This is a genomic window from Seohaeicola sp. 4SK31, from assembly GCF_028802875.1.
GTDB lineage: Bacteria > Pseudomonadota > Alphaproteobacteria > Rhodobacterales > Rhodobacteraceae > Seohaeicola.
This window is the reverse complement of record NZ_JARAMP010000008.1, coordinates 99,421-119,162: the sequence shown is the minus strand read 5'-3', so window position 1 is coordinate 119,162 and position 19,742 is coordinate 99,421. Positions and strand designations below refer to the sequence as shown.

Below are 19,742 nucleotides of genomic sequence, written 5' to 3'. Positions count from 1 at the left end.
GCACATAAGAAGGGCGGCGCACTGTCGCGCACCGCCCCCCTGTCTTTGGATATGTGACCTGTTCAGCGGGGTTCGTTCATCAGGCCCCGGATGATCGCATAGCAGGCCCCCAGCAGAACCAGCGTGAACGGCAGGCCCGTGGACACGGCCATCGCCTGCAACGCGGCCAGACCACCGCCCAGCAGCAGGGCAATCGCCACCATGCCTTCAAAGCTGGCCCAAAACACGCGCTGGATCACCGGCGCATTGGTCTTGCCGCCCGCCGCGATCGTGTCGATCACCAGCGACCCCGAGTCGGATGAGGTGATGAAGAACACGATCACCAGCACGATCCCCACCAGCGAGGTGATGCCCGTCAGCGGCAGATGCGTCAGCATCTCGAACAGCTTCAGCTCAAGTGCGGCGTCCTGCACGGATGTCAGGCCCTGATCGACGACCTGACTGATGGCAGTGCCACCCAGCGCGGTCATCCACAGCACCGACAGCAGGGTCGGCACGATCAGCACGGCAATCAGGAATTCCCGCACCGTGCGGCCCCGGCTGACGCGGGCGATGAACATGCCCACGAAAGGCGACCAGCTGATCCACCAGGCCCAGTAGAAGCCCGTCCAGCCGCTGGCAAAGTTCGCATCCTCGCGTCCGAAGGGCATCGACAGGGCCGGCAGGTGCTGGGCATAGGCACCCAGATTGGCAAAGAACCCGGACAGGATCGACATCGTCGGCCCCACGATGATGATGAAGGCCAGCAGCAGCGCGGCAAGGCCCATGTTGATCTCGGACAGCAGCTTCACACCGCCATCCAGCCCCCGGATGATCGAGACGATGGCAATCGCCGTGATCACGATGATTAGCACGATCAGCACCGTATTCGTGCTGCCCAGACCGAACAGGAAATCCAGACCCGCGCTGGCCTGTTGCGCGCCGATGCCCAGCGATGTGGCAAGACCAAAGACCGTGGCCAGAACGGCCAGAATGTCGATGACATGGCCCGGCCAGCCCCAGACCTTTTCACCGAAGATCGGATAGAAGGCCGACCGCAGAGTCAGGGGCAACCCCTTGTTATAGCTGAACAGCGCCAGCGCCAATGCGACTACGGCATAGATGGCCCAGGGGTGCAGCCCCCAGTGGAAGATCGTTGCGGCCATGCCAAGGCGGCGCGCCGCCTCGGTGTCGCCCTCGGCCCCGCCCAACGGCGCCCAGTCCGTGCGCAGCCCGTCCTCCCCCATGGTGACGCCGCCAAGTGCCGCAGAGTAATGGGACATCGGCTCGGAGACGCCGAAGAACATCAGCCCGATCCCCATGCCGGCGGCAAACAGCATCGAGAACCACCCGATATAGCTGTAATCCGCCGTGGCCTCGGGCCCGCCCAGGCGCACACGGCCCAGCGGCGACACGATCAGGAACAGGCAAAGCAGGACAAAGATGTTGCCTGACGCGATGAAGAACCAGTCCAGGTTCCCGGTCAGCCAGTCACGCAAACCCACAAACAGCGGCTCGACCTGAGTCTGGAACGCCAATGTCAAAAAGGTGAACAGCAGGATCGCCACAGCCGAGACCGGAAAGACCGGGTTGTGGATGTCGAACTCGAACACCCATTTGCGGGTCGCGATATTGTCCTGACCGATGGTGTAATCGGTCTCGATGATCTCGGTCTCGCCTTCCGGCTCGGGAATGGCGTCAATCCCCTCGTCCTCGGCGGGGGGTGTCTTGTCCTCTTCGAGCATGAGCACTGTCCTTCTTTTTGTATTTCTCTGGCGGTGGATCCGCCACTGGCCCCACCATGTGGCGGGGACCGGGGGGCACTTTGGCGCGCAGCCCGGTCAGTGAACGCGTCACAGTATGGAAAACGACCCGGAAACGCAACCGGACGAGGGGGATTCAGTCCTGCTGCACCTCGTCCAGACGCGCGGCGATGGCTGCGCCGATTGCGGAAATCACTGCAAAAACAACAAGAAGGATCGCAGGCCCGACATAATCCGCCGCCAGACCGAACAATCCCCCCGCCATCAGCGCCGCGCCGATCAGGGTGTTCGACAGCGCGGTATAGCGGGCGCGGAAATCATCCTCGGCCATATCCGTCAAATGCAGTTTGCGCCCCTGCCGCACGCCCTCATAGGCGATCTGCGCCGCAAAAATGGCAAGCCCCGCCCCCCACGCGCCGCCCAGCCCGCCCAACAGCAGCCCCGCCAACCCGGTCAGCAGCAACACCAGCGCGGCCAGCCCTCCCGCGATCACCAAGGTCTGGCGGCTGGACCGGTCCGACAACCGCCCCCAGACATAAGAGGACAGCACCGCCGCAGCGGTCGAGGCCATGACCATCGGCCCCAACTGATCCAGTGCCCCCTCGCCCCCTGCCGAAGAAAGCATGACGATGAAGGGTGGGGCCAGCGCCGTCACGGTCAGGGCCGCGCGCGCCGCCACAAAGACCTGCAACTGGCGATCCTCGCGCAGCGGGCGGATCAGGGCCGCAATCCCCTCGGCCTGCGGGCTGTGGTCGCCATGCGCGGGCTCGCGCAGGCGCAGGAACAGCCCCCCGGCCAGCAGAAAGGCCACCCCAGCCAATGCCACGGCCCCGGCCAGCACCGGAACCGCCACATCGAACAGACCCAGCGCCATCGACAGGCCAAAACCGAAAGCCGCAACCGAGGCGACAGCAGCGGCAAAGCCCGTCACCGCACCGCGCCGCCCCTTGGCGATGGTCCGCGCCAGCACGTCCTTGTAACTGACCGAGGCGGCAGAGCGTGCGACAGCCAGCACGGCCACCAGTGCCAGAACGCTCCAGCCTGCCGCCGCGCCCTCCAGCATCAGCACAGCCGCCGCGATGCCCAGCGCGGCCACCCCCTGCACCACCGCACCGGCCGCCCAGATCCGCTTGCGCTGCGCCGCCCGCTCGACCTGCCGCGCCAGCGCCAGTTGCGGCAGCAATGCGCCCGCCTCGCGCACCGGGACCAAGGCCCCAATGACCATACCGGGCGCGCCCAGCACGGTCAGCAGCCATGACAGCACCAGCTTGGGATCAATCAGGCTGTCCCCCGCCTTGGTCAGGATGAGGGAGACCATGTGGATCAGCCCATTGCCCGCCTCATGGCGGTCAAGGTCACGGGGATCGCTGTCGGTCAGACGGGCAAAGCCCGTGTCCAAGGGCGGCGGGGCGGAAGGGTCATCATGGCGCGGCATCAGGCAATAACCGATAGACCCAGGCTTCGGTTCCATCCGACAGCCGCATCATGTCGCGGCGATAGCGTGCGCCAAGCCGCTCATAGCGGTCCAGCCGCAACAGACCCTCGGCCCCGACGGTGAACACTTGCCCCTCCAGCCGCGCGCCGGGATCAGGCTGGATATCCCGCTCCGCGCGAGTGAACCCCTCCAGTTGCGCGGGTGTCGCGGCAACGGGTCGGCCAATCACCACCACCCGGACCAACGGATGGGTCAGGGTCGCATATCCGAACACGCGCTGCGACCCGGCGTCGGGTCCGGGCTGTGCGGCGGTGATCGCAGGGGTCACCGCTGGCAGATAGACGGGCGCATGGGCAATGCAGAACCACAGCGCCCAGACCCCGATCAGCACCGGCAACGCAAGGCGACGCAGACGCCTCATGCCACGGCTCTTGCGGGTGGATCGGTTGCACATGTGACGGATCTTCCCATAAGCTCCAGTCTTCGCAGTCAGACCGGAGAACGCAACCCCTTGACAGAATTCACTGATCTTCTGGACCGTATCCCCCGTAGCCATGCCTGGACCCTGCCGCGCGCCGACACTGCCGAAGGCCAGCCGCGCCTGACCGGAATCGAGATCGAATGCGCGGGGCTGACCGAAGCCGAGGCGGCGGCGGTCGTCACCGCAGAATGGGGTGGCCAGCTGGACAGGGACACGGACCATGACATCACTGTCCGCGACACTGATCTGGGCGATGTGCGGGTTGAACTGGACATCGCGCTGCGCGATCACGCGGGCCATGTGATCGCAGACAAGTTGCTGGACTGGTCGCGCGCCGTGGTCCCGGTCGAGATCGTGACGGCCCCCTTGGCGCAGCACGACCTGCACCGTGCCGACAGGTTGATCGTGGCGCTGGTCAAGGCGGGGGCCGAAGGGTCACGGGACGGCATCCTCTATGGCTTCGGTCTGCATCTGAACCCCGAAGTGGCGGACGGAACCGCCGCGGACATCCTGCCGGTCGTGCGGGCCTATGCGCTGCTGGAGGATTGGTTGCGCGCCATCGACCCGGTCGATCCCGCGCGCCGCCTGCTGCCTTTCGTCGATCCATGGCCGCGCGGACTTGTGGATGCGCTGGCCTCTGGTGCAGGCTGGAGCCTGGACGATCTGGCCCGCGCCTATGGCGCGTTCTGCCCGACCCGCAACCACGGCCTCGATCTGCTGCCGCTTCTGGAACATCTGCGCCCCGAAACGCTGCGCGCCGCCGTCCCACGGGACAGGCTCAAGGGCGGACGGCCCACCTATCACTTTCGCCTGCCCGAAGCGCGGCTGGGCGCGCCCGACTGGTCACTGACCTATGAATGGAACCGCTGGGTGCTGGTCGAGCGTGTGGCCGCCGACCCGGCCCTGCTGGATCGGCTGGCCGCCCTTTGGGCCGATCATCGCAACAACCTGACACGGCTGCGCGGGGACTGGGCCGCAACAGTGAACGCGGTGCTGGCCAAGGCAGCGATCTGGACATGAGGCCGCGTATCGGCGTCACCACCTCGCGCCGCACCGGATGGCGCGTCTTTCCCGTCATCGCGCTCAACGTCTGGCTGGCCGGCGGGCGGGCGCTGCGCTGGGACAGCGGGCGCGATGCCGATATCGACGCCGCCGATGGTTTGATCGTCGGCGGGGGCGACGACATCTCGCCCCTGCTCTATCACGGCGAGATGGTGGCCGAAGCCCGTCTCGACCCGGATCGCGACGCGCTGGAACGCAGGCTTGTAATGGCGGCGCAGGCGGCGGGCAAACCCGTGCTGGGCATCTGTCGCGGTGCACAGATGCTGAACGTGGCCCTGGGCGGCAACCTGCACCAGCGCGCCTATGACCACTACGCCGACAGCCGCCGCTACCGCACGATCCTGCCGCGCAAGGCCGTGTCCGTCCTGCCGGACACCGGCCTCGCCCGGATCGCGGGCACCGCGCCGATGCGGGTCAATGCGCTGCACAGTCAGGCGGTGGACCGTCTGGGCGCGGGGTTGCGGATCGCCGCGCGGGATGCGGGCGGGATGGTGCAGGCGGTCGAACGGATCACGCCACCTTTTGCGCTGGGAGTGCAATGGCACCCGGAATACCTGATCTATGCCCGCCGCCAGCGCGCCCTGTTCCGCGCCCTTGTCGCTGCCGCGCGGGTCTGATCCCGTGGACACCGCACAGGAAAGCGTCTATCCCCGCGCCCATGCTGAACATCATCCGCCATGACGGCCCCGACGGCCCCACACCTCTTTTGATCGCCCACGGCCTTTACGGCTCCGGGCGCAACTGGGGGGTCATCGCCAAGCGACTGTCCAGCGACCGGACCGTGATCGCCGTGGACATGCGCAATCATGGCCTGAGCCCGTGGATGGACAGCCACAGCTACACCGATATGGCCGAGGATCTGGCGCAGGTGATCCGCGCCCAAGGCGGCCCGATGGCGGTGCTGGGCCATTCCATGGGCGGCAAGGCGGCGATGATGCTGGCGCTTCTGCATCCCGATCTGGTCGAGCGGCTGATCGTGGGCGATGTGGCCCCTGTCGCCTATGAACATGACCAGAGCCGCTATATCGCCGCCATGCGCGCCGTCGATCTGTCGCGTGTCGAGAAGCGCTCGGATGCCGAGGCGCAACTGGCGGCCCTCGTCGATGATCCCACGCTGCCTGCGTTCTTCACCCAATCGCTGGACCTGAAAGAGCGGCGCTGGCGCCTGAACCTTGACACGCTGGCCGACCAGATGCCCCATATCCTTGGCTTTCCGCAGGTCGAGGCGCAGTTCGACAAGCCCACGCTGTTCCTGACCGGGGCGAATTCACACTATGTGCAGCCCGAACATCGCGCGCGGATCAAGGCGCTGTTTCCCGCCGCGCGTTTCGCCAAGATCCGCGATGCGGGCCATTGGCTGCATGCCGAGAAACCGCGCGAATTCGAAGCGGCGGTGCGCGCCTGGCTGGTCGGGTGACATGAAAAAGGCAGGAAGGGCAAAAGACCCTCCCTGCCCGTTTTCGGAACGGTTGCGGCCCCAACGGGGACCCCTCCCTCGCACCGCCACCGTCCCGCCTGCCCCGAAGGGCAGGATCCGCGAACCTCAAGCCCTGTCGTAAAGCGCCCGCGCCACCGCCCAGGTGACCGGAAAGGCCACAAGAAACCCGATAAGCGCCGCGATCAGGATCGGATAGAGCGTGTCATATCCCGTCACCAGCGCCGCGATCACCCCGATCCCCGCAAGGGTCGAGCCGATGAACAGGTGAAGAACGAATCCCAGTCTCAGCATGATGCGGCCTCCGATGCGGCGTTGATGTGGCCTGAGTCTAAGCCACTGCGCAGAGGCGCACCTTGATCTGTGTCAGACGGGATCACCGCGGCGCATGCGCTGCATCAAGCCGTCCTTCACGACAAACTGGTGATAGAGCGCCCCCACGACATGCAGCGCGATCAACGCCAGCAGGATCGCACGCATCACCTCATGCGCTTCGGCGGCGGCCTCGTTGCCGCGAAACCACGCAACCGCACCGCTGACAGGCATGGCGATCATCAGCGTGTAAAGGCTGTAATGCGTGACATGCGCCGCCATGCGTTGCAGCGGCGGGTCTGTCTCCGGCAAAGGCGGCACCCCGCGTTCCTTGCGAATATAGATCCGCGCCGCCACCAGCACGAAGATCAGGAAACCGCCGAACACATGGGCGGCGACCAGCGGCGAGAATGCGGGCGTCAGACCATCCTCAACCATGTCGAAGGCTTCGGTGATCGGTTCATGCAGGATGTATTGCAGGGCCAGCAGCACGAAGACCAACCAGTGCAGCCGGATCTGAAGGCGGGAATAGGCGGTGGGAATGGGGGTCGGCATGATGCACCTCCGATGTCACATGCGAGGCGCAGAATACGACAGAGCCACGCCGCCGCCAAGCGACATGATGGCTCAGCTGTAGGGTGCGTGCTTGCACGCACCGCGCCCCGCATCAACAAACTTTGCGTGTGAACACCCGCCCTACCGCGCTGTGACGCGTCGCCACGTCATGCGGCGGTCTGTAGGGTGCGTGCTTGCACGCACCACGCCCCGCATCAACAAACTCTGCGTGTGAACACCCGCCCTACCGCGCTGCAAAGGGCAAGGACACTCCTGCCCCGCCCCTCTTACGTGTCCATCTTCAACGAACTGTAGGGTGCGTGCTTGCACGCACCACGCCCCGCATCAACAAACGGTGCGTGTAAACACGCACCCTACCGCGCTGCAAAGGGCAAGGACACCCCTGCCCCGCCCTTCTTACGTGTCCATCTTCAGCGCGTTGATGAAGGCCTGCTGCGGGATCTCGACCTTGCCGAACTGCCGCATCTTCTTCTTGCCCGCCTTCTGCTTGTCCAACAGCTTGCGCTTGCGCGTCGCATCGCCGCCATAGCATTTCGCGGTCACGTCCTTGCGCAGGGCCGCCAGCGTTTCGCGCGCGATGACCTTGCCGCCGATGGCCGCCTGAATCGGGATCTTGAACATGTGGCGGGGGATCAGCTCTTTCAGCTTTTCCACCATCGACCGGCCCCGCATCTCGGCCCGCTCGCGATGCACCATGATCGACAGCGCATCCACCGGCTCGTCATTCACCAGAATCGACATCTTGACCAGATTGTCTTCCTGATAGCCGGTCAGCTGATAGTCGAAACTGGCATAACCCTTGGTCACCGATTTCAGACGGTCGTAGAAGTCGAACACAACCTCGTTCAGCGGCAGGTCATAGACGACCATCGCCCGGCTGCCCGCATAGGTCAGATCCATCTGCACGCCGCGCCGGTCCTGACACAGCTTGAGCACGTCACCCAGATAATCATCGGGCACAAGGATCGTGGCCTTGATGCGCGGCTCTTCCAGATGATCGACATAGGTCAGGTCGGGCATGTCGGCGGGGTTGTGCAATTCCTTCATCGTGCCGTCACGCAGATAGACGTGATAGATCACCGAGGGCGCGGTGGTGATCAGGTCGATGTCATATTCCCGCTCGATCCGGTCGCGGATCACCTCAAGGTGCAACAGCCCCAGAAAACCGCAGCGGAAGCCGAACCCAAGTGCGGCCGATGTTTCCATCTCATAGGTGAATGACGCATCGTTCAGCGCCAGCTTCTCGATGGCATCGCGCAGATCCTCGAACTCGGAACTGTCCACCGGGAACAGGCCGCAGAACACCACGGGCTGCGACGGCTTGAAGCCGGGCAAAGCCTTGGTCGCGCCCTTCTTTTCATGGGTGATCGTGTCACCCACACGGGTGTCGCGGACCTGCTTGATCTGGGCGGTGATAAAACCGATCTCGCCGGGTCCAAGCTGATCGACATTCTGCATCTGCGGGCGGAACACGCCGATCCGGTCCACCTGATGGACCGACCCGTTCTGCATCATCGTGATCCGGTCGCCCTTCTTCAGCACCCCGTCCATGATCCGCACCAGCACGACCACGCCCAGATAGGCGTCATACCAGCTATCCACCAGCATGGCGGTCAGCGGGGCATTGCGGTCCCCTTTGGGCGCGGGCAGGCGCTTGACGATCGCCTCCAGCGTCTCATGGATGCCGATGCCGGTCTTGGCGCTGACCCGGATCGCGTCCGAAGCGTCGATGCCGATCACATCCTCGATCTGCGCGGCCACGCGGTCACAATCGGCCGCGGGCAGGTCGATCTTGTTCAGCACCGGCACGATCTCATGATCCGCGTCCAGCGCGTGATAGACATTGGCCAGCGTCTGCGCCTCGACCCCTTGGGTACTGTCCACCACCAGAAGCGAACCTTCCACGGCGCGCATCGACCGGCTCACCTCATAGGCAAAGTCGACGTGACCGGGCGTGTCGATCAGGTTCAGCACATAGGTCTGCCCGTCATCGGCCTTATAGTCGATGCGCACGGTGTTGGCCTTGATCGTGATCCCGCGCTCACGTTCGATATCCATGCTGTCGAGCAGCTGTTCCTTCATGTCCCGGTCCTGCACGGTGCCGGTGGATTGGATCAGCCGGTCGGCCAGGGTGGATTTCCCGTGGTCGATATGGGCAACGATGGAGAAATTGCGAATGCGCGAAAGCTCTGTCATGCAGAGGGATATGATGGGGAAACGGCCTTTGGTCAAGGTGGCTTGAGGGGGGCGTTGCGACCACGGAAAACCGCAGCGGAAATGTCTTGACCGACCAGGGGCCTCGGGCCACCAACACGGGGCTTGCCCTGCGCGCGTCAAGCTGCGGGGGCCGCGTGAACCAGTTCATGTTTTGGAGCGCCGCAGAAAGGGCGTCGTGGCCTGTCTCGACATCACCGGCAACCTGCCCAATCCGGGGCATGAGATGACATCACGATTACCGTGACGCCTCCTGACAAGGGCGGGATGGTGCCACAGGTTCTCAAACGCGTCAGGGCATCCATGGCGGCAGCATCGCCCTCCGAGGGAGGATAGATCCCGCGTCTGGGTGCCGCAGGCCATGCAAGCCAATTGAAAAGGCCTCTGTCCTGCGGCATAGTCGCGCCAGAGCAGATGCGCCGCGCGCAACATGGCCGCAAAGGCCGGGGCAGCGGTTTTCAGACAAGAGGCGTGGAATGAAGCAGTTTCTGATGGCCGCCGTGATGGCCGTGGCCCTTACCCCTGTGACGGTCGTCATGACCCCCTCGATGGCCATGGCCGGACCGATTGACCGCGCCTGCATGGCTTCGGATCGCAGGGCCCGTTCGCCGCGCCTGTGCGCCTGCATCCAGCAGGTCGCCGATCAGACCCTGTCGCGCAGCGATCAGCGGATGGCGGCCAAGTTCTTCCGCGATCCGCAGATGGCACAGGATATCCGCCAGTCGGACAACCGCAATCACGAGACGTTCTGGCGCAAATACCGCGCCTTCGGCGAGACAGCCGCCGCCATGTGCAGCTGATCCGTCACGACGGGGGGCTGTCCGCCCCCCACGTCGAACGTTGTTCGACGCCCCCCCGAGGATATTTCCCGCAAGAAGAAACGGCAGACCCTGTTTCTTCTTGCCTCAAATATCCATCACGCAAGACTGGCCCCGCAGAGGCTCATCCGCCATCGGACGCGCGTGCAAAATCCGCGATGCAGGCCGTCAGACAGTCCAGACTGTCCGTCCAGGGCAGATCTCCGGGCAGCGCATGGGTCAGCAGCGACAGTTCGGTGCAGGCCACCAGCAGGTGATCCGCCCCTTGCGCGCGGGCTGCCCCGGCCAGCGCCGCCATGTCCGGGCTCAATGCGGCGACAGGCTGCCCCGCCTTGACCGCCCGGATCAGGGCCAGAAGCGGTGCTTCATCCTCAAGCCAGACCGGGGCAAGGCCACGCGCGGCAAAGGCCGCATCAAAGACAGCCGCCATCCGTGTGGCCGGCGAGGCAAGCATTCCCGGCCGGGTCACGCCTGCGCGGACAAGGTGATCGGCACTCGCCGTGATCATGTCGAGGAATGGCAGGTCGGTCGCCGCGCGGATCGCGCCCGCATAGTGATGCGCCGTATTGCAGGGCATGGCCAGCGCCTGCGCCCCAGCCGCCGCCAGATCCCGCGCCATCTGCGCCAGAACAGGAGCCGGGTCCGGTCCGCGCCCTTCGATCAGCCGCGCGATGCGGCTGGGCACCTGCGGGTTCTGATGCACGATCAGGGGGATATGATCCGCATCATCCAGCGGGCCGGTGGCAGCACGCGCCACAACACCCATGCATTTCTGCATCATGAGAATCGTCGCCTCGGGCCCCATGCCACCCAGAATACCGACCCGCCGCATCATGACAGGCTCACCCGCAGCCTTGCGACACACCTTTCAGCCCCTGAATACCATTGCCGGACCGGGTGGGGTCCGGCCACCTCATCTCGCTGGTCGCGGGCGCGGGGAAGTGTCGCAAGCGTCATGTCTCATCCTGTCCTGGGTGTCGCCAGTCTGGACATGGCATCGCATTTGTCCAGCCGGATCTGCGCGGCGCGGGCATGGCCCTCCATCCCCTCGATGCGGCTGATATGGGCGGTGACGCGCGCCAGATCGGGCAAGGCCGCACCGCTGACCTGCTGCCATGTCACGCATTTGAGGAACTTGTGCACCGACAGTCCCCCCGTATACCGCGCCGCCCCCGAAGTGGGCAGCACATGGTTCGGCCCCGCCGCCTTGTCGCCAAAGGCCACAGTGGTGTCTTCGCCCAGAAACAGCGATCCATAAGCGCGCAACCGGGACTGCCACCATCCAAGGTCCCGCGCCTGCACATGCAGATGCTCGGGTCCGATCCGGTCCGCGACCACGGCCATCGCCTCGGGCGTGTCGCACAGAATCACCTCGGCCAGTTCGGACCAGGCGGTCGTTGCGGCGCTGCGGTTGGGTTCGGGCAGATGGGCCAGACAGCCCGGCACCCGCGCCATCACCGCCTCGGCAAGTGCCGCACTGGTCGTGACCAGCCAGACCGGAGAGTTCGCCCCATGTTCCGCCTGACTGACCAGATCCAGCGCCACCAGTTCGGGATCGGCGCTGTCATCGGCCAGTACCATGGAATCGGTCGGTCCCGCGAACATGTCGATCCCCACGGTTCCGAAAATCTGGCGCTTGGCCTCGGCCACATATTGATTGCCGGGACCGACAATGATGTCCGCCGCACGCGCACCGAACATCCCCTGCGCCATGGCCGCCACGGCCTGCACACCGCCCAAAGCAAGGATGTGATCCGCCCCCGCCAGATCCATCGCATAAAGGATCGGCGCCGGGATGCCCTGCCCCGCCCGCGGCGGCGAGGCGGCGGTGACATGGGCCACGCCTGCCACCTTGGCCGTGGTGATCGTCATCAGCGCGCTGGCGATATGGGCATAGCGTCCACCCGGCACATAGGCCCCGGCCGCGGCCAGCGGGATATAGCGTTGCCCTGCGGTCAGACCGGGGCGCAGATCCACCTGCATGTCGGTGCAGGTGGCGCGCTGCGCCTCGGCAAAGCGGCGGATATTCTCATGCGCCCAAGCGATATCGTCGCGCAACGCCTGCGGCACAGTCGCGCTGAGGCGGGCCACCGTGTCGGGGTCCACCACGATCGGGCCGTCCCAGCCGTCCATCCGGCAGGCCAGATCGCGGGCCGCCGCCTCGCCATCGCGAGCCAGCTGCGCCAGCAGATCGCGCACCACCGCGGTTGTTTCGGCCTGCGCCTGAGGCGGCTGGGGGCGGGCGGTTTTCAAGTGTCGCATGGCCATGGCGCAGGTTCCTTCCTTGCGGCCATTGGGCGGCAGAACCGGACATCGGGCAAGAGGCAAGACAGACCCGAAAGCCCCATTTTCAAAGCCGCGAAAGACGGTTTCAGGAAAGCCGAAACCCCGCGCATCAGACTTGCGCCCATAGGGATGCGGGCTACTCTGGGTCTGGCGCATGACAGTGCACGGAAAGGGAAAGATGAAGCAGATCGTGATCCTGACAGGGGCCGGCATATCGGCGGAAAGCGGGCTTGGCACCTTTCGCGATGAAGGCGGCCTTTGGGCGCAACACCGGATCGAGGATGTGGCCACGCCCGAAGGCTTCGCCCGCGATCCTGCCCTTGTGCATCGCTTCTACAATGCGCGCCGGGTGCAGGCGGCTGCCGCGCGCCCCAATGCCGCCCATGACGCTCTGGCCCGGCTGGAACGCGACTATCCCGGTCAGGTCACCGTCGTGACGCAGAACGTGGACGGCCTGCACGAGGCGGCGGGCTCTGTCCGGGTGCTGCACATGCATGGCACCTTGGCGGGGGCGCTCTGCGCCGCCTGCGATCATCGCTGGACCGCCCCGCCGGAAATGGCACCGGGCCAGCCCTGCCCCGTCTGCGCCGCCCCCGCCGCACGGCCCGATGTCGTCTGGTTCGGCGAGATGCCCTATCACATGGACGACATCTGGGATCTGCTGCGGGCGGCGGACATCTTCGCCGCCATCGGCACCTCGGGGCAGGTCTATCCGGCGGCGGCCTTCGTGCAGGATGCCGCCCGCGCCGGGGCCCATACGGTCGAGATCAACCTTGATCCCTCTGCCGTGGTCTCGGACTTCGCCGAGACGCGCTTCGGCAAAGCCTCGGTCGAGGTGCCGCGCTGGGTGGACGGGCTGCTGCACCGCTGAAGAACCGCAGGGCCGGCCTCCGCCTGCCACGCAGGCCGGTGGGGTCAGGACAGATGCGCGAAGGCCACGACCCAGATCGACAACACCACCCCACAGATCAGCGTATAGGCACCATTCCAGACCAGCCCGACGCGGGTCGCGCTGATACCGCCAAAGGAACCGATCAGAAGCGTCGTCGCCGTGAAGGGCGAACTTGCGCCGCTCAGCGCCCATCCCGCCGTGATCGCAACCACAAGCGCGGTCGGCTGCACCCCAAGGTCAGCGGCGGCGGGAATCAGCGGCGCAATCAGCGTAACGGCCAGGATCGGGTTCATGCCGATCTGCCCGGCCAGCGGGATGATCCACACCAAGGCGACCAGAACGACCCAGGACGGCAGGGCCGACAGATCGAACCCGGTCGCCTGCACCATCGGCGCGAACAACTGTGCCCCCGCCGTGCCGATGAAACCCGCCATCATCAACAATGTCAGTTCTCCGCGATACCCCGGAAGCTCTTGCAGCACATAGGTCTTGATGCGCGTCCCCGTGGTGGACAGGGGCGCGTCGTCCCAATGCTGAATCAGCATCCAGACAACCGCGATACAGGGCACCAGAACCGCGACGATCCCCACCACCCGAACCTGCGTCAGCGTGCTCAGGGTCACCACGCCGACCAGCAGAACCGCCAGCAACAGCACCAGCGGCAACATCGTGCCCCATGTCCCCACCGGCGCGCTGCGGACCGGCGTGATCGTCAGCCGCGGCTTGAACAAAGTGTCCAGCGACCAGCCGATCCCCGCCAGCAGGATCGATGTCACCAGCCCCGGCACCAATGCCTTGCCCCAGGTGGCCTCGGGAATGACACTGATGGTGATCGCCACCGCAAAGGACAGCGGCGACCATGGCAAGGTCGACACGAAGGCCCGCTGTATCGCCAGCAGCATCCGCCTTATGCGATGCCCGCGGATCTCCAGATTGGGTTCGGCATTCGCATTCGTCGTCGCAAGCGACCCAAGCAGTTGCAAGGACCCATAGTTCAGCAGCAAGGCAAACGCCTGCCCACCGACCGTCAGGGCCGCATAGCGCCTGCCGGGGGGCTGACCGGCCAGAAAGGTTCCGGCCCGCTGGATCGCCGGAGAGGTCTGCGCCACCGTGCGCAGCGTGGACAATGCCGTGAAAAAGGCCCCGATGAACGCTGCGGTTTCCAGCCCGCGCGTGATGATCCCGCGCCAGTCCGGATGCGTGGCGACCAGCGCGCTGCTGATCAGCACCGCCACCGCGATAAACGCCTTGCGGGACAATCGCACCTGAAACAGCAGGATCGCCACCAGCGCAAGAACCAGCACCGGCTTGGCCGGCTGGGTCCACTCCGCCACGCCCCATTCCCGGCACACGACCAGCGCCGTGATCGCGCAAAGCAGAAGGCCGACCATCCTGTTTGCCACGCCGCCCATCACGATGACCTCTTCCTGCTTCGATGTGTCATCAGTGCAGCCTGCTTGCCCAAGTTGCAAGTTGACGCGGCTTGCAGAAACGCAAAAGGCCGGACCCGTGAAAGGTCCGGCCCCCCGACGGATCAGGTCAAATCCCGTCAGTCTTTCTTCATGCCGCCATGGGTCATGCCGCCATGCGCGCCCGCCTGCGGCTGGCGCTCCAGATCGACGGGGATCTGCACCGTCACGTCACCGGCCTGTTCGAAGGTCAGTGTCACGTCGATCATGTCGCCCTGCGCCATCGGTTCTTTCAGCCCCATGAACATGACATGATGACCCCCACGTTCCATGACGATCTGCCCATCTGCGGGCAGGTCGAACCCTTCCTCGACATGGATCATCCGCATGACCCCGTTGCTGTCCTCGCGATGGGTGTGCAATTCGACCTTTTCCGCCGCGTCCGAGGCGACACCGATCAGGCGATCCGCCGTGCCGCCCGCATTGGTGATCACCATGAAGGCCGCGCCCGTTGTCGCCATGTCCGAGGCGCTGCGGGCATAGGGGTCTTGCACCTCGATCCCGGCGGCAAGGGCGGGAAGGGCAAGGAAAACGGCCGCGCTGGCCGCAAGGATGGTGGATTTGAAAGACATCATGTCTCTCCCTTTTTCTGCTGTGAATCTGTCTGTCGGATGTGGAAACGGATCACATGACGGCAGGCGGATCACGCGCGGAAAAAGGCTGCACGGCCTGCGCGTGAACCTGCAGGCCCGTCGCGGGCCAGTCCAGCAATGACGCAGTCAGGGGACGGGTCGCCACCGCACTGCCCTGCGCCAGCATCACGATCAGCGACAGGGTGCAATCGGGGCAGATATGGGCGGGACCAACCGGCTGGCCCTCCGCATCGGTCAGAATCGTGACGGGTCCCGTCCCGGTGCACAGCACCACGGATCCCGCTGCCCCCGGCATCCCGCGCGCCACGGCCATGGACTGGGCCGTCAGGACCAGCAGCAGGGCCATCGCAATGGCGGCAAGAGGGCGGAACCGAAGCATCATCAGACCGATATATGTCCGCACGCACCCAGCGAAAAGAGGGATCTGCGCCCGCAGGCGGTCGCGCCCCTGCCACAAATGGACACAGCCCCGCCGAACCGGCAGGGCTGCTCCATAGTGAAACCGATCAAAGGGATCAGGCGGTGGCCTGTGCCTTTGCAATCTCTTTCTTGATCTTCAGCGCCGCGTCGGACAGCGTGTCGTCCTTGGCTTTCGCCAGAAACGCGTCCAGACCGCCACGGTGATCGACCGAGCGCAGGGCAGCGGCAGAAATCCGCAGCTTCACGACCCGGTTCAGGGTCTCGGACTGCAGCGACACATCGTTCAGGTTCGGCAGAAACCGGCGACGGGTCTTGTTGTTGGCGTGGCTGACATTGTTGCCAGACATCGGGCCTTTTCCGGTCAGTTCGCAGCGGCGCGACATGGCTTTATCCTCGTCTTGATCAGGGGCGCGTCGGGCGCCTTCAACACATAAGGGCACCGCGACCGGCGGCGCCCCGAATTCCGTTTGGGGTGATTAGGCGGAATCGCCACAGGCGTCAAGGCCAAAGCGGCAAGCGGAACCAAGGGCGGCGCTCACGCCGCCCCCTCCTCCAGTTCATCGCCCAGAAACCCGCCCGACTGCCGTGCCCAAAGCGCCGCATAAAGCCCGCCCGCCGCCAGCAGATCGGCATGCGTGCCCTCTTCCACGATCCGGCCCCGGTCCAGCACAACGATCCGGTCCATCTGCGCGATGGTGCTCAGGCGGTGGGCAATGGCGATCACGGTCTTGCCCGCCATCATGCCGTAAAGCGTGTCCTGCACCGCCGCCTCGATCTCGCTGTCCAGCGCACTCGTCGCCTCGTCCAGCAGCAGGATCGGCGCATTCTTCAGGATCACGCGGGCCAAGGCGATGCGCTGGCGCTGTCCGCCGGACAGCTTCACCCCGCGTTCGCCCACCTGCGCGTCAAAGCCGCGCCGTCCCGCGCCATCCTCCAGATCCGGGATGAACTCCAGAGCCTGCGCTTGGGCGGCGGCGCGATGCATCTCCTCCTCCGAGGCGTCGGGACGACCATAAAGCAGGTTGTCGCGGACCGAGCGGTGCAACAGCGCGCTGTCCTGCTGGACCATGCCGATATGGGCCCGCAGGCTGGATTGCGTGACATGGGCGATGTCCTGCCCGTCGATCAGGATGCGCCCCCCCTCTGCCGCATAAAATCGCAAAAGCAGCTTCATCAGCGTGGATTTGCCCGCACCGGACCGGCCCACCAGACCCACCTTCTCACCCGGCGCAATCCGCAGATCGACCTGCTCCAGCCCACCACCGGCACGGCCATAGCTGTGGCGGACGCCGTCCATCACGATCTCGCCTTTCGTCACCCGCAGCGGCACGGCATCCGGCGCATCGGGCAGGGTGATGGGCTGCGCGATGGTCTGCATCCCCTCGGCCACGACACCCAACTGTCGGAAAAACGTGGTCAGCGCCCACATGATCCAACCGGTCATCGCATTCAGTCGCAGCGTCAGCGCCGTCGCCGCCGCAACGGCCCCCACGCTGGCCTGCCCCTGCATCCACAGCCAGATCGCCCAGCCCACGACCCCCACGATCAACAGACCATTCAGAAAGACCAGACCGAAATCCATCTTGGAATACAGCCGCATCTCGGCCTGAAAGGTCTGACGCGCCTCCTCGATGGCCTCGCGCGCAAAGGCCAGTTCGCGCCCGTGCTGGTCGAACATCTTGACCGAATGGATATTGGTATAGCTGTCCACGACGCGGCCCGTCACCGCGCTGCGCGCATCCGACGCCGCCTCGGACGCAGGCTGCACGCGCTTGATCGCCCAGCGCATCAAGGCGGCATAGGCCACCAGCCAGACCAGCAGCGGCAGCATCAGCCGCGCATCGGCCTGCCCCAGAATCACTACCGCGCCCACCACATAGGCAATCGAAAAGGTGATGGCGTCAAAGATCTGGAACACGGCCTCGCCCGCCGCGGGCGGTGTCTGCATGATCCGGTTGGCAATGCGTCCCGCGAAATCATTCTCGAACCAGCCCACCGATTGACGCAGCACATGGGCATGCGCCCGCCACCGGATCAGCGTGCCGAAATTGGGCAGGATCGTATTGTTCAGCAGCAGCACATTCGCCGCCTGAATCGCGGGCCGCAGGATCAGGATGAAGATGACAAGGGCAATCAGCATAGCGCCATGCTCTGCCCAGACCTGCGCCGGATCGCCCTGCAACAGATCGACGATCCAGCCCATGACCCAGATCAGCGCGATCTCGACCGCCGCCACAAGAACCGAGGTGATGCCGGTGATCCAGAACACGCGCTTGAAGGGCTGCGCATAGTCCAGCATGAACCGCCACAAGGTCTGCGGCGGGTGGTCCTTTTCGGGATAGGGACCATAGGGATCGACAAGATTTTCAAAGAAACGGAACATGAGGAAAGCCTTCCGGGGGAATACGTGAAGCTAGGGCGCGGCAGCGCACCCACAATGCCCGTCAGCCGGGCCAATGTGCTCAGGTAAACCAGATCCCGCGATACATGGGGCGCATCCTCCGTCAATGGCGGCACGTTAGCGCGCCTTGTCGGGACTGTCACGCCCCTGCGGACCGAAATATCGGCAAGGCGTCGCGCATGAATCCCGCTTTCCACGCGGTCGCCCCCGCAGTATACGCGCGCCATGACTCATAACCCGCCCAGCCTTCGCCCCGACCTCGCGCCGCGCGCGCTGATCACGGATGCCCCCCGCCCCGGCCAGCCGACCATCGGCATGGTCAGCCTCGGCTGCCCCAAGGCGCTGGTGGATAGCGAACGCATCCTGACCCGCCTGCGCGCCGAAGGCTATGCCATCAGCCCCGATTATTCGGGGGCCGATGCGGTCATCGTGAACACCTGCGGCTTTCTGGACAGCGCCAAGGCCGAAAGCCTCGATGCCATTGGCGAAGCGCTGGCCGAAAACGGCCGCGTCATCGTCACCGGCTGTCTGGGCGCAGAACCCGACTACATCACCGGCGCGCACCCCAAGGTTCTGGCCGTCACCGGCCCCCATCAATACGAGGCGGTGCTGGACGCCGTCCACCGCGCCGTGCCGCCCTCGCCCGATCCTTTCATCGACCTTCTGCCCGCATCCGCCGTGTCCCTGACACCGCGCCATTACAGCTATCTCAAGATTTCCGAGGGCTGTAACCACAAGTGCAAATTCTGCATCATCCCCGACATGCGCGGCCGCCTTGCCAGCCGCCCCGCCCATGCGGTGATCCGCGAAGCGGAACGTCTGGTGCAGAACGGGGTCAAGGAACTGCTGGTCATTTCGCAGGACACCTCGGCCTACGGGCTGGACCTGAAACACGCCACCGCCAATGGTCACCGCGCCCATATCACCGATCTGGCCCGCGATCTGGGCTCGCTCGGCGCATGGGTCCGCCTGCACTATGTCTACCCCTACCCGCATGTGCGCGACCTGATCCCGCTGATGGCCGATCCCGCCTCTGGCGTGCTGCCCTATCTGGATATCCCCTTCCAGCATGCCCACCCCGACGTGCTGCGCCGCATGGCCCGCCCTGCCGCCGCCGCCAAGACGCTGGACGAGATCGCCGCATGGCGTGACATCTGCCCCGATATCACCCTGCGCTCCACCTTCATCGTCGGCTACCCCGGCGAGACCGAGGAGGAGTTCCAGACCCTACTCGACTGGCTGGACGAGGCGCAGCTCGACCGTGTCGGCTGCTTCCAATACGAAAACGTCGCAGGTGCCCGCTCGAATGCCCTGCCCGACCACGTGCCGGATGAGGTCAAACAGGACCGCTGGGACCGCTTCATGGAAAAGGCCCAAGCCATATCCGAGGCGAAACTGGCCGCCAAGGTGGGCCGCGTGATCGAGGCCATCGTGGACGATATCGACGAAGACGGGATCGCCACCTGCCGCACATGGGCCGACGCGCCGGAAATAGACGGCAACCTCTTCATCGACGAGGGCACCGCTGCACTGAACGTCGGCGACATCGTCCGCGTCGAGGTGGACGAGGCCGGGGAATATGATCTCTGGGGTCGGCTGATCTAAG

At 65.2% G+C, this 19,742-nt stretch carries 19 protein-coding genes; 6 read left to right on the top strand and 13 right to left on the bottom strand.

Features of this window, described 5'->3' with window-relative positions; genetic code table 11:
- Positions 1–62: 62 nt before the first annotated feature.
- From PVW27_RS08795 to PVW27_RS08785, 3 genes are all read right to left on the bottom strand, one after another.
- Complete coding sequence (locus tag PVW27_RS08795) at positions 63–1,724, bottom strand: BCCT family transporter (RefSeq protein ID WP_274556936.1); 1,662 nt, start codon at positions 1,722–1,724, stop codon at positions 63–65.
- A gap of 154 nt (positions 1,725–1,878) precedes the next feature.
- Entirely contained in the window at positions 1,879–3,177 is a 1,299-nt protein-coding gene (locus PVW27_RS08790; RefSeq protein ID WP_274556934.1) for an MFS transporter, read from the bottom strand.
- Positions 3,164–3,598, bottom strand: coding sequence for a gamma-glutamylcyclotransferase family protein (locus tag PVW27_RS08785; RefSeq protein ID WP_274556932.1), 435 nt, complete (start codon positions 3,596–3,598; stop codon positions 3,164–3,166). Before PVW27_RS08785 ends, PVW27_RS08790 begins: the two co-directional genes overlap by 14 nt.
- 90 nt (positions 3,599–3,688) lie before the next feature.
- On the opposite strand from PVW27_RS08785, the gene PVW27_RS08780 reads away from it, so the two are divergent.
- From PVW27_RS08780 to PVW27_RS08770, 3 genes are read left to right on the top strand one after another with little or no spacing between them, the layout of a single operon-like run.
- Positions 3,689–4,678 (top strand): amidoligase family protein, encoded by a 990-nt coding sequence (locus PVW27_RS08780; protein WP_274556930.1) that lies wholly within the window; start codon positions 3,689–3,691, stop codon positions 4,676–4,678.
- Entirely contained in the window at positions 4,675–5,337 is a 663-nt protein-coding gene (locus PVW27_RS08775) for a gamma-glutamyl-gamma-aminobutyrate hydrolase family protein (RefSeq protein ID WP_274556929.1), read from the top strand. Before PVW27_RS08780 ends, PVW27_RS08775 begins: the two co-directional genes overlap by 4 nt.
- A gap of 41 nt (positions 5,338–5,378) precedes the next feature.
- Positions 5,379–6,137: an alpha/beta fold hydrolase gene (locus tag PVW27_RS08770; protein WP_274556927.1), complete on the top strand. Its 759-nt coding sequence runs from the start codon at positions 5,379–5,381 to the stop codon at positions 6,135–6,137.
- A gap of 126 nt (positions 6,138–6,263) precedes the next feature.
- Here PVW27_RS08770 and PVW27_RS08765 read toward each other — a convergent pair whose 3' ends face one another.
- From PVW27_RS08765 to lepA, 3 genes are all read right to left on the bottom strand, one after another.
- Positions 6,264–6,449, bottom strand: coding sequence for a CTP synthetase (locus PVW27_RS08765; RefSeq protein WP_274556925.1), 186 nt, complete (start codon positions 6,447–6,449; stop codon positions 6,264–6,266).
- A gap of 72 nt (positions 6,450–6,521) precedes the next feature.
- Positions 6,522–7,022 (bottom strand): cytochrome b, encoded by a 501-nt coding sequence (locus PVW27_RS08760; protein ID WP_274556924.1) that lies wholly within the window; start codon positions 7,020–7,022, stop codon positions 6,522–6,524.
- Between the two features lie 417 nt (positions 7,023–7,439).
- Positions 7,440–9,239 (bottom strand): translation elongation factor 4, encoded by a 1,800-nt coding sequence (lepA, locus tag PVW27_RS08755; protein WP_274556922.1) that lies wholly within the window; start codon positions 9,237–9,239, stop codon positions 7,440–7,442.
- A 494-nt stretch (positions 9,240–9,733) separates the two neighbouring features.
- Between lepA and PVW27_RS08750 the strand changes: the two genes are divergently transcribed.
- On the top strand, positions 9,734–10,057 hold the full coding sequence (locus tag PVW27_RS08750) for a hypothetical protein (RefSeq protein ID WP_274556920.1): 324 nt from the start codon (positions 9,734–9,736) through the stop codon (positions 10,055–10,057).
- A 142-nt stretch (positions 10,058–10,199) separates the two neighbouring features.
- On the opposite strand, the gene PVW27_RS08745 is transcribed toward PVW27_RS08750, so the two are convergent.
- Positions 10,200–10,910 (bottom strand): aspartate/glutamate racemase family protein, encoded by a 711-nt coding sequence (locus PVW27_RS08745; protein ID WP_338019944.1) that lies wholly within the window; start codon positions 10,908–10,910, stop codon positions 10,200–10,202.
- 125 nt (positions 10,911–11,035) lie between these two features.
- Positions 11,036–12,343: a histidinol dehydrogenase gene (gene hisD / locus PVW27_RS08740; protein ID WP_274556918.1), complete on the bottom strand. Its 1,308-nt coding sequence runs from the start codon at positions 12,341–12,343 to the stop codon at positions 11,036–11,038.
- Positions 12,344–12,539: 196 nt separating this feature from the next.
- Between hisD and PVW27_RS08735 the strand changes: the two genes are divergently transcribed.
- A complete protein-coding gene (locus PVW27_RS08735) occupies positions 12,540–13,232 on the top strand; it encodes an NAD-dependent deacylase (RefSeq protein WP_274556916.1) in 693 nt (230 codons plus the stop codon).
- A gap of 44 nt (positions 13,233–13,276) precedes the next feature.
- Here the strand turns inward: PVW27_RS08735 and PVW27_RS08730 are convergent, their stop codons facing one another.
- From PVW27_RS08730 to PVW27_RS08710, 5 genes are all read right to left on the bottom strand, one after another.
- Entirely contained in the window at positions 13,277–14,665 is a 1,389-nt protein-coding gene (locus tag PVW27_RS08730; RefSeq protein ID WP_274556915.1) for a hypothetical protein, read from the bottom strand.
- A gap of 137 nt (positions 14,666–14,802) precedes the next feature.
- Positions 14,803–15,294 (bottom strand): copper chaperone PCu(A)C, encoded by a 492-nt coding sequence (locus tag PVW27_RS08725; RefSeq protein ID WP_274557032.1) that lies wholly within the window; start codon positions 15,292–15,294, stop codon positions 14,803–14,805.
- Between the two features lie 52 nt (positions 15,295–15,346).
- Positions 15,347–15,697 (bottom strand): hypothetical protein, encoded by a 351-nt coding sequence (locus PVW27_RS08720; RefSeq protein WP_274556913.1) that lies wholly within the window; start codon positions 15,695–15,697, stop codon positions 15,347–15,349.
- A gap of 133 nt (positions 15,698–15,830) precedes the next feature.
- The gene (gene rpmB, locus PVW27_RS08715) at positions 15,831–16,118 is read right to left on the bottom strand and encodes a 50S ribosomal protein L28 (RefSeq protein ID WP_230801486.1); all 288 of its coding nucleotides are present in this window, start codon (positions 16,116–16,118) and stop codon (positions 15,831–15,833) included.
- A 152-nt stretch (positions 16,119–16,270) separates the two neighbouring features.
- Positions 16,271–18,118 (bottom strand): ABC transporter ATP-binding protein, encoded by a 1,848-nt coding sequence (locus PVW27_RS08710; RefSeq protein WP_274556903.1) that lies wholly within the window; start codon positions 18,116–18,118, stop codon positions 16,271–16,273.
- Positions 18,119–18,361: 243 nt separating this feature from the next.
- Here PVW27_RS08710 and rimO point away from each other — a divergent pair, with 243 nt between their 5' ends.
- The gene (gene rimO, locus PVW27_RS08705) at positions 18,362–19,741 is read left to right on the top strand and encodes a 30S ribosomal protein S12 methylthiotransferase RimO (protein ID WP_274556901.1); all 1,380 of its coding nucleotides are present in this window, start codon (positions 18,362–18,364) and stop codon (positions 19,739–19,741) included.
- The last annotated feature ends 1 nt before the right edge of the window (position 19,742 follow it).